Raw genomic sequence first — 10,829 nt, forward strand, 5'->3', positions numbered from 1 at the left:
CGCACCATCAGCACCCTCGCCCTCAGCCTCACCCTCGCTCTCGGCCTCGCGGCCTGCGCACCGAGCGCCGAGCCGATCGACCTCGAGGAGGGCACCGTGCTGCTCGACGTACGCACCGCCGTCGCCGATTTCGATCCGATGTGCGACAAGGTGCGTGAAGTCATCGACGCGCTGGATGCCCACAAGCCGAGCGGCATCACCGCGGCGGATCAGAAGGAGACGGTGGCCTTCCTCAAGTGGCTGCTCGACGAGCATTTCACGTTCCTCGGCTACGCCGAGAGCCGTTTCGTCGGCAGTGGCAAGAAAGCGCGCAGCGAGCGGGTCGAGGGCAGCGAGCTGGGCGTGCTCAAGCTGGACCAGCCGCGCTACCGGGAGCCCGTGCGATTCGAGCAGGGCGACGGGGCGGCGCTGCTGCACTTCGCCAAGAGCGCCTACCACGCGCGCGTGCACCGTCCGACCTACCCCGATTACATCGCCGTCACGCGCCACGACGCCAAGGGCAAGGCAATTGGCGAGTGGCGCTTCTTCGGCCTGTTCACCTCGCTGGTCTACAACGAATCGCCGCGCACCGTGCCGATTCTTCGCCGCAAGGTCCAGGCGGTCATCGACGCGGCCGGCGTCAATCCGAAAGGGCACAACGGCAAGCTGCTGTTGCAGGTGCTGGAAGTGCATCCCCGCGACGACCTGTTCCAGAGTTCCACCGAGGAGCTGAGCCGAACCGCATTCGGCATTCTCAACATCCGCGAGCGCCGCCGGGTACGCCTGTTCATTCGCGAGGACCGCGCCGGGCAGTTCTACTCCTGCCTGGTATTCGTGCCGCGGGATATCTTCTCGACGGACCTGCGGCTGCGCATCCAGAACCTGCTGTGCGAGGAGCTCGACGCCACCTTCGCCGATTTCAATCCCTACCTCTCCGAGTCGATCCTGGCGCGCATCCAGTTCACGCTGCGTTTCAACGGCGACGAGCCCGTCGATTTCGACAGTCGCGCGCTGGAGAAGAAGGTCATCAACCTGGCGCGCAACTGGCGCGAGGAGCTGCACGGCGCCTTGATCGAGACGCTGGGCGAGGAGGCGGGCAACCGCCGGGCCCAGGCCTTCCGCGATGCCTTCCCCAGCAGCTACCGCGACGACTTCTCCGCGCGGACCGCCGCCAACGACATCCGCCATCTCGAGGCGCTCGACGAGGGCGCCCCGATCGGGGTCAGTCTCTATCACCTGGCGGAGAGCGCCGCCGGTAGCGTCAACCTCAAGCTCTACCATCAGGATACGCCGATCCCGCTCTCCGACATGCTGCCGGTGCTCGAGAACCTGGGGCTGCGGGTCATCAGCGAACGGCCCTACCGCATCGCCAGCGGCCAGCAGACCTACTGGATTCATGATTTCACCTTCGAGTATCGCGGTGCGGGCGATGTCGATCTGGGCGACATGCGCGACAACTTCATCGACGCCTTCACCAGGATCTGGGTCGGTGATGCGGAGAACGATACCTACAACCGGCTGATCATCGGTGCCGACCTGGACTGGCGCCAGGTCGCCGTGCTGCGAGCCTATGCGCGCTACATGAAGCAGCTGCGCATCGGGCTATCCCAGGCCTACATCGCCAATACCCTGGCAGCCCATGCCGATATCACCCGAGGGCTTTCGCGGCTGTTCACGCTGCGCTTCTCCCCCGAGCTCGAGTCCCGTGAAGCGCAGTGCCAGAGCTGCATCGACGAGCTCAACGCCATGCTCGATCAGGTCGCCAGCCTCAACGACGATCTGTTGCTGCGCCGCTACGTCGACCTGATCCTGGCGACCGTCCGTACCAATTTCTTCCAGCCACGCGAGGATGGCAGCGCCAAGGAGTACATCTCGTTCAAGCTGGAGCCGAGCAAGGTGCCCGGCATGCCCAAGCCGCGGCCGATGTTCGAGGTCTTCGTCTATTCGCCGAGGATGGAGGGCGTCCACCTGCGCGGTGGCAAGGTGGCCCGCGGTGGCCTGCGCTGGTCGGACCGCAACGAGGATTTTCGCACCGAGATCCTGGGGCTGATGAAGGCGCAGCAGGTCAAGAATTCGGTCATCGTCCCGGTCGGCGCCAAGGGCGGCTTCATCTGCAAGCGCATGCCGGAAAACGCCGATCGCGACGCGATCCAGGCCGAGGGGGTCGAGTGTTACCGGATCCTGATTCGCGGCCTGCTGGACATCACCGACAATCTCGACGGCACCACGGTGGTGCCGCCGCGCACGGTGGTACGCCACGATCCGGACGATCCCTACCTGGTGGTGGCGGCGGACAAGGGCACGGCGACCTTCTCCGACTACGCCAACGCGATCTCGATCGAGTACGACTTCTGGCTGCGGGACGCCTTCGCCTCCGGTGGCGCCCAGGGCTATGACCACAAGGGGATGGCGATCACCGCCCGCGGCGCCTGGGAGTCGGTCAAGCGTCACTTCCGGGAAATGGGCCTGAACACCCAGAAAGAGACCTTCAGCGTGCTCGGCATCGGCGACATGGCCGGCGATGTCTTCGGCAACGGCATGTTGCTGTCCGACAAGATCCTGCTGGTGGGCGCTTTCAATCACCGGCATATCTTCGTCGATCCGAATCCCGACGCCGCCAAGTCCTTCGCCGAGCGCAAGCGCCTGTTCGCACAGCCGCGCTCGAGCTGGACGGACTACGACGAGAAGCTGATCTCCGAAGGCGGCGGCATCTTCTCCCGCGATGCCAAGTCGGTCCCCATCTCCGCGGCGATGAAGAAGGTCTTCGGTATCAAGGCGGACAAGCTCTCGCCCAACGACCTGATCAACGCGATGCTCAAGTCCAGGGTCGATCTGATCTGGAACGGCGGTATCGGCACCTACGTCAAGGCCTCCAGCGAGAGTCACGCCGACGTCGGCGACAAGGCCAACGACGGCCTGCGCATCGACGGCCGTGAGCTCAACTGCCGTGTGGTCGGCGAGGGCGGCAACCTGGGGCTGACCCAGCGTGGCCGGATGGAGGCTGCGGAGAAGGGCATTCGCGTCAATACCGACTTCATCGACAACGCCGGTGGCGTCAACTGCTCGGATCACGAGGTCAATATCAAGATCCTGCTGGACGGCATCGTCCTGCGCGGCGACATGACCGAGAAGCAGCGCAACCAGTTGCTGGTCGAGATGACGCAAGAGGTCGGTGAACTGGTCGTGCGCGACAACTATCGCCAGACCCAGGCGCTGTCAATCGCCGAACTGCAATCGAAGGAGGGACTGGGACCGTATCGCCGGTTCATCAACGAGCTGGAAGCGGCCGGCAGCCTCGATCGGGAACTGGAGTTCCTGCCCAACGACGAACAGCTGATCGAGCGCGGCAACAACGACGGCGGGCTGACGCTGCCGGAGTTGAGCGTGCTGATCTCCTACGCCAAGAGCACGCTCAAGAGCGATCTGATCGCTCTCGAGTTGCCCTCCGATCCGCAGTTGCAGCAGCACGTGACGAGAGCGTTCCCCGAGACGCTGGCCGAGCGCTACCCGGACGATCTCTACCAGCACCGCCTCAAGCGCGAGATCGTGGCGACCCAGATCGCCAACGATCTGGTCGATCACATGGGGATCACCTTCGTGCGGCAGCTGCGCGACTCCACCGGCGCATCGCGGGTCGAGATCGCCCAGGCCTATGTCATCGCCCGCGACAGTTTCGGATTCAATCAGCTGTGGGAGCAGATCGAGGCGCTGGATTACCGTGTCGACAGCCAGACCCAGTACGCCATGATGCTAGACCTGATGCGGTTGTTGCGTCGGGCGACACGCTGGTTCCTGCGTCACCGGGGCTCGCTCGGCGTCAAGGAGTGCGTCGAGCAGTATGCTCCCCAGTTGGCACAGTTGCAGGAGGATATCGGCAACCGTCTCAGTGGTGACGAGCGTGAAGCCTGGAGCAAGCGGCGTGACGCGCTGGTCAAGGCCAAGGTGCCGGAAGCGCTGGCATCGGTCGTCGCTGCCGCCTCCAGCCTCTATGCCGGACTGGGCATCATCCAGGCGGCGCGGACCAGCGGCGAGAAGATCCAGCGGGTCGCGGAGACCTACTACACCATCGGCCAGCGGCTGGAGCTGCCGCGGATGATGCAGCAGATCAACAGCCTGGAAGTGCGGGACAGCTGGCAGGCGCAGGCGCGGGAGACGTTCCGCGACGACCTCGATCGCCAGCAGCTGGCCTTGACGGTCAAGGTGCTGGGCATGTCGGACGCCCCGCGCGAGATCGAACCCCGGGTCGAGCACTGGCAGGAGTTGCACGCGCCGCTGTTCGAGCGCTGGAACGCCCTGCTGGCGGAGATCGACTCCGGCTCGCAGATCAGCTTTCCGCTGGTCGCCGTGGCCATCCGGGAACTGGTCGACCTTGCCGAGAGCGAAAGCGAGGGCTAAGGTGGCCTGCAGGTCGGGCGGCAGCGATGTCGCCCGCCATCGATGGGTGACTCCCGCCGATCGGGCGACCGGCGAGGCAGTGACCATCAGTGCATAGGTTATTCCGCACGGAGGCGCTCTCCGCAGGCCCTTTAAGGTGCCTCGGGGAGCGTCTCTGTTATGCTTCGGCTCCGATTCGGTCGCAGAGTGCAGAGAGAGGCCCCATGAAGTATCGCGTATTTTCCACCTTATTCGTGGCATTGAGCCTGGCGGGTGCCAGCGGTCAGGTTCTCGCTCAGAGCGAGGCTTTGAAGGACGCTCAGGAAGCGGCCAGCAAGGTCGATCTGACCAAGTTCTTCAAATCCAGTTCGGATGCGCGCAGCCAGAGCTTCTTCTTCGGTGGCGTGCAGCAGCACCCGTTCACCGTCGATGAGGCCGGACGTTACCGCTTCACCAGTTCGACCCTGCCGGGCGAATCCCAGGACTACCGCATCAAGGCCACGCTGATCGACGCCAACGGCAACGTCCTGGCCAAGAGCAGCGGGCTCGGCAACACCGGCGGTCTGGAGATGGAGCAGCGACTCGAACCAGGCAACTACACGCTGCAGGTCTCGGGGCAGAAGTTCGGCACTACCAAGACCGGCGGTAACAGCTTCAACATTCAGGTCGACGCGCTGGACGCCAGCGGCAAGGTGATCGCCGCCGACCAGGGCGGCATCGACAACGGCGGTGGCATCATGTTCGGCGGCCCCGGCAGCAGCGGCCGCACCACTGCCTTCGTCGACGACAAGGACGATGTGGCGACGCTCAGTGCGCCAGGACGCGAAGCGGCCACTGCGGTGGCCGGCGGCACTGCCGCCGGCGTCAGCGAGGGCGCGTCCCAGGGCCCCGACTTCGGCACCGCCAATACCGGCTCGGCGGCCAAGCCGGCGACTGCTGGGCAGGCCAGCGCGCCGGCTGGCGCCTCTGCCCGCGAGCGCCAGCAGGCACCGCTGCCGAGCAGCTTCGACGAGATCGTCGCCGACATCAAGGTGCTGCAGCAGGGCGAAGTGCTCACCTTCGATGTCGCCCAGGCCGGCACGGTTTCCGTCACCAGCTCGACCTTCCCCGGTCACGAAGGCAGCTTCCGCCTTCAGGCCAAGGTGCTTGACGAGAGCGGCCGCACGGTCGCCAGCGACGAGGGCTCGCTGGCCGATGGTAACTTCGATATCGAGACAGTGCTGCAGCCGGGTCGCTATCGGGTCTGGGTCAAGGGGCAGCGGTTCGGCTCGGCGATGAACTCGGTCAACAACTATACCCTGCGGATCCAGCAGCTCGACTCACAGTAACCGGCATGCATTCGCGGTACCAAACCCGGCGCCCCGGCGCCGGGTTTGTCGTTCCCTCTCAGGGGCTTGCTCCCGGGCGGAGAGTTTCTCCCCAAGGAGTTCGTCCCGAGGCGCCAAGGTGGGATATACTCGCCCGCCGCTAGAAGACTCCCTTCGTTACCGACGAGACTTTCCATGTACGCCCTCGTTCGCTCGCTGTTGTTTCGGCTGGAGCCGGAAACCGCACACGGCCGGACGGTGTCCGCATTGGACACCGCCCATCGTGCCCGTCTGTCCGGCCTGCTGGGCGATACCTACGTCGCCTCCAGCGCCGTCGACCTGATGGGGCTGACGTTTCCCAATCGGGTGGGGTTGGCTGCCGGTCTGGACAAGAACGCCGATCATCTGGATGCCCTAGGCGCGCTGGGTTTCGGTTTCGTCGAAGTCGGCACCGTCACGCCCAAGCCACAGCAGGGTAATCCCAGGCCGCGCCTGTTCCGGCTGACCGGGCCGCAGGCGATCATCAATCGAATGGGGTTCAACAATGCCGGGGTCGATCACCTGGTCGCGAATGTCCGCCGGAGTCGCTACAACGGCGTCATCGGCGTCAACATCGGCAAGAACCTGACGACGCCGGTCGAGCGGGCGGTGGACGATTACGTGACGTGCCTGCGCAAGGCGCACGGGGCGGCGCATTACATTACGGTGAACATCTCTTCGCCCAACACGCCGGGGCTGCGCAACCTGCAGTTCGGCGATCATCTCGATACGCTGCTGAGCGCGCTGAAGGCCGAGGTGACCAGGCTCGACGCCGAGCAGGGGCGCCGCGTACCGCTGGCGGTCAAGATCGCGCCGGACATGACGCTGGACGAGATGGCGCTGGTGGCCAATACGCTACGGGCGAACGATATCGATGGCGTCATCGCCACCAATACCACGGTGTCCCGCGAGCACGTGACGGGAATGCCCCACGCGCACGAAGCCGGCGGTCTTTCGGGAGCGCCGCTGTTCGCCAGTTCGACCGCGGTGGTCCGGGAGTTGAGACGGCTGTTGCCGACGATGCCGATCATTGGCGCGGGAGGAATCGACAGCGGTGTGCGCGCCAGCGAGAAGTGCCAGGCGGGTGCCGATCTGGTGCAGATCTACACGGGATTCATCTATCGCGGCCCCGAGCTGATCGGTGAGTGTGTGCGAGCCACCCAGGCCGATGGCTCGACTCATCGATGATGCCATGGCGGATAGCGACCGACGGCTCAGTAAAAAGGCCCGCCAGCGGCGAGCCTTGTGAGTACCGAAATGGCATCATCGTCCATATCGACTATGTCATGACCGTAGGGTTCTTGTGGATACCCGAAACGCCCGTCATACCGGCCCATTGGTCTCCGCGACCCTCACGCCAACCGCTCATCCAGTTTTCGCGCAGATTCACATCCTGGCTCGGACACTCGTCGCGTGAGCGACCGACCACCCCCGCCTTGTAGCCGTGGAGAAATGCCCGCTGGTTGCGATCACGTTTCTGTCGTTTCATCGTGTAGTAGCCTCTTGTCAGAACAAGTGCATCTCCTGAGGAAAACGACAGTCAGCCGGGCGGCATCTAGCCAAATCCGACGGACTGTCCGCGAAAACGTCCGGACAGGCAAACCGCATGCGTTGTTTCGTAGCTACGACTGTTAGCTTTAGCCGAAATGAGAAATGATGTCGATAGGCGTTTTGTCATAAAGCCCTCCCTTCACCGAATTCACAGGAATATGACCGCTCCATAACGGTCGGATGACGCCGCCATGAAAGACGATAACTCGCTGTTAAGCCTCCACATCACCTGCCCGTGGGGAATCGAATCCCTGCTGGCCGAAGAGATCGTCGAACTGGGCGGCGAGATACAAAAAACTACCGTCGCCGGCCTTCATGCGCTGGCCGATCGCTCGACGGTGTATCGCATCTGCCTGTGGTCGCGATTGGCGAACCGGGTGATCCTGACGCTGAGACGCGAAGCCAACTGCGAAGCGCCGGCGTCGATCGTCGAGGCGGTCAAGAACATGCGCTGGGCGGAGCTGCTCAAACCCGGCCAGACGCTGGCAGTGGACTTTCATGGTCACTCTCCAGCCATCCGGCATACGCGCTTCGGCGCCCAGGTGGTCAAGGATGGCGTGGTCGAGGCGCTGCGCGCGGCAGGTCGGGAACGACCGGAAATCGCGCCCCGCGACGCGGACGTCAGGCTGTTCGCTCACCTGCACAAGGGTCAGTTGCTGGCCGGTATCGACCTGGTTGGGGCGAGCCTGCACCAGCGCGGGTATCGTCGTGATTCGGGGCATGCACCGCTCAAGGAGAATCTCGCCGCGGCGCTGCTGACGCGTGCCGACTGGCCGGCGCGGGCCAGGCGTGGCGAGCCGCTCGTCGACCCGATGTGCGGCGCCGGCACGCTGCTGATCGAAGCGGCGATGATGGCGGCCGACATGGCGCCACAACTGAACCGGGAACGCTTCGCCTTCGAGACGCTGGCCGACTTCGATGCCGAGGCCTGGCATCTCCTGCGGCGCGAGGCGCAGGCGCGTGCCAACGTCGGCCGGCGCCGCGCCAGATCGCGCCTGTTCGGCCTGGACCAGAGCCCGCAAGCCATTGGTGCGGCGAGGAGTAATGCCATGCGTGCCGGCATCCCCGCCCTGATCACGCTGGCCGGCGGCTCGGTGAAGGCGCTCGAATGCCCGGCCGAGCTCCAGGAGGGGGAGAGCGGCAGGACCGGGCTGGTGGTGACCAACCCGCCCTATGGCGAGCGGCTGGGCGAGTTGCCCGAGCTGGTCGCACTCTACAGCGATCTCGGCGAACGGATGCGTCGGCATTTCCCGGGATGGCAGCTGGCCCTGTTCACCGGCAATCCGGACCTGGGTCACCGACTCGGGCTGCGGGCTCACAAGCAGTATGCGTTCAAGAACGGTCCGCTCGACTGCAAGCTGCTGCTGATCGATATCGCCGGTCGCGAGGCGGCGGGCGAGGAGAGTGAACCGTCGGATCCGGCACCGCGGGAGAGCGTGCTGAGCGAGGGCGCCCAGATGTTCGCCAATCGCCTGCAGAAGAATCGCAAGCGGCTGAGCAAGTGGCTCAAGAAGTCCGGGGAGGCTTGCTATCGACTCTACGATGCCGACATGCCGGAGTACGCCCTGGCCATCGATGTCTACGGGCATCAGGTCCATGTCCAGGAGTACGCGGCGCCGAAATCGGTCGATCCGGGCAGGGCGCAGCGCCGCCTGATGGACGCGTTGAGCGCGATTCCGGTTGCCCTGGACGTGCGGCCCGAGCAGATCCACTACAAGCAGCGCGAGCGCCAGAGCGGCAAGGCGCAGTATCGCAAGCAGGGCGACAGCGGCGACCGTTTCGTGGTCACGGAAGGGAGCGCCAGACTGTGGGTGAACCTCAAGGACTATCTCGATACCGGCCTGTTCCTGGATCATCGGCCGGTGCGGCGTCTACTGGCCGAGAAAGCCGGCGGCAAGCGCTTCCTGAACCTGTTCTGCTATACCGGCACGGCGACGGTGCAGGCCGCGCTGGGTGGCGCGGATGACAGCGTCAGCGTGGATCTCTCGAATACCTACCTGGAGTGGGCGAAGGACAACTTCAGCTTGAACAAGCTCGACCCCGGCCGGCATCGGGTCGTGCGCGACGATTGTCTGCGCTGGCTGGAGACGGCGGGAGGGGAGTTCGATCTGATCTTCATGGATCCGCCGACCTTCTCGAACTCCAAGCGCATGGAGGGCACGCTGGACATCCAGCGCGACCACGTCCGCCTGATCGAACTGGCCATGGCGCGCCTGGCGCCGACGGGAGAGCTGATCTTCTCCAACAATCAGCAGCGGTTCAGCCTGGATGCGTCACTGGCGTCGCGCTATCGGGTCGAGGAGATCACCGCTCGGACCTATGACCCGGACTTCACCCGGCGGGCCAACCTGCATCACTGCTTCCGTATCCGCCACGCTGGCTGACGCCTTGGGCCGTACTCAGTCAAGTAGCGACAGCTGGGCCACGGCGTGCCGTCCTTCCGGGGTATCGTCCTCGGCTTCCAGCACCTTGCGGTAGCCGCGCGCCGTCTGTATGTGCGACAGGTCGTCGACCCACATCATGGCCTGATCGTAGCTGTCGGCGACGGCATGCTTGAGGCCGCCGTACTGAGTGCCGATCTGGCCCCAGGCGCGACTGTAGATCCAGTCGCCAAACATGTCCTGATGCAGATGGACCAGGACGTAGTCATGTTCACTTTCCCAACGGACGATCACGCGGACTCCTGCTGCTTGGTGCTCATCGCTTGTTCATCGCGAATGGCCGGCCTAATATGGCTGCGCCGAGCGTCGTGGCTCCAGAGCCCCGCGATGCACCCGGCGTCAGGCTCCATTGTAAAGCAAGCCCCGTAGAAATCGACGCCGGTTTCGAGGCGTTGCATGCGACCGCTATCCGATACCGCCTGACGCCGGATTCGAACGAAACAAGAGGGTAGTCATGCGTATCCTGGTGGACGAGAACATTCCGCTGGCGGAAGAATTCTTCGGCGAATTGGGAGAGATCACGCGCCAGCCCGGCCGCGAAATGACCGCGGCCAGTCTCCGCGGACACGACATTCTGGTGGTCCGCTCGATCACCCAGGTTGACGAAGCCCTGCTGGAAGGGGCCGACAAGCTGAAATTCGTCGGCACCTGCACCATCGGCACCGATCATGTCGACACGGCGCTGCTGGCCGAACGGGGCATCGGCTTTGCCAGCGCTCCTGGCAGCAACGCCGATTCGGTGGTCGATTACGTGCTTTCCAGTCTGCTGCTGCTGTCCGAGGAGGATGGTTTCTCGCTCTCGGGCAAGACCGTCGGCATCGTCGGTGCCGGCAATGTCGGCGGTCGTCTGGCGGCGCGCCTGGACAATCTGGACGTCGACTGCCTGATCTGCGATCCGCCGCGAGCCGAGGCCGAGGGCCGCGAGGATTTCCTCGACCTGGACGCGTTGATCGAGCGGGCCGATATCGTCTGCCTGCACACCCCCCTGGTGGCCGCTGGCGAACACGCCACTCATCACCTCATGGATCGTCGCCGCATCGACGCCCTCGAGCCGGGCACGGTGCTGATCAACGCCGGGCGAGGTGACTGTCTCGACGGTGACGCCCTGCGCGAGCGTCTCGAGCGTTATGCGAAGGGC

7 protein-coding genes are annotated in these 10,829 nt (G+C 64.7%); 5 read left to right on the forward strand and 2 right to left on the reverse strand.

What is annotated here, in order from left to right:
- The 3 genes from AC3AYF_RS12970 to AC3AYF_RS12980 form a co-directional block, all read left to right on the forward strand.
- On the forward strand, positions 1-4,374 hold a 4,374-nt coding region (locus AC3AYF_RS12970; protein ID WP_487779821.1), incomplete at its 5' end, for an NAD-glutamate dehydrogenase.
- 203 nt (positions 4,375-4,577) lie between these two features.
- The gene (locus AC3AYF_RS12975) at positions 4,578-5,681 is read left to right on the forward strand and encodes a hypothetical protein (RefSeq protein ID WP_295037624.1); all 1,104 of its coding nucleotides are present in this window, start codon (positions 4,578-4,580) and stop codon (positions 5,679-5,681) included.
- Positions 5,682-5,855: 174 nt separating this feature from the next.
- Positions 5,856-6,887 carry a quinone-dependent dihydroorotate dehydrogenase gene (locus tag AC3AYF_RS12980; protein WP_487779822.1) on the forward strand — a complete coding sequence of 344 codons (1,032 nt, stop codon included), beginning with the start codon at positions 5,856-5,858 and terminating at the stop codon, positions 6,885-6,887.
- 91 nt (positions 6,888-6,978) lie between these two features.
- On the opposite strand, the gene rmf is transcribed toward AC3AYF_RS12980, so the two are convergent.
- Positions 6,979-7,188: a ribosome modulation factor gene (gene rmf, locus AC3AYF_RS12985; protein ID WP_110600781.1), complete on the reverse strand. Its 210-nt coding sequence runs from the start codon at positions 7,186-7,188 to the stop codon at positions 6,979-6,981.
- Positions 7,189-7,441: 253 nt separating this feature from the next.
- Between rmf and rlmKL the strand changes: the two genes are divergently transcribed.
- Positions 7,442-9,634 carry a bifunctional 23S rRNA (guanine(2069)-N(7))-methyltransferase RlmK/23S rRNA (guanine(2445)-N(2))-methyltransferase RlmL gene (rlmKL, locus tag AC3AYF_RS12990; RefSeq protein WP_295037627.1) on the forward strand — a complete coding sequence of 731 codons (2,193 nt, stop codon included), beginning with the start codon at positions 7,442-7,444 and terminating at the stop codon, positions 9,632-9,634.
- Positions 9,635-9,649: 15 nt separating this feature from the next.
- On the opposite strand, the gene AC3AYF_RS12995 is transcribed toward rlmKL, so the two are convergent.
- The gene (locus AC3AYF_RS12995) at positions 9,650-9,925 is read right to left on the reverse strand and encodes a WGR domain-containing protein (protein ID WP_295037629.1); all 276 of its coding nucleotides are present in this window, start codon (positions 9,923-9,925) and stop codon (positions 9,650-9,652) included.
- Positions 9,926-10,145: 220 nt separating this feature from the next.
- Between AC3AYF_RS12995 and AC3AYF_RS13000 the strand changes: the two genes are divergently transcribed.
- Positions 10,146-10,829, forward strand: a 684-nt coding sequence (locus tag AC3AYF_RS13000; protein WP_487779823.1) for a 4-phosphoerythronate dehydrogenase, incomplete at its 3' end; no start/stop codon positions are given.

The organism is Salinicola sp., from assembly GCF_982684285.1.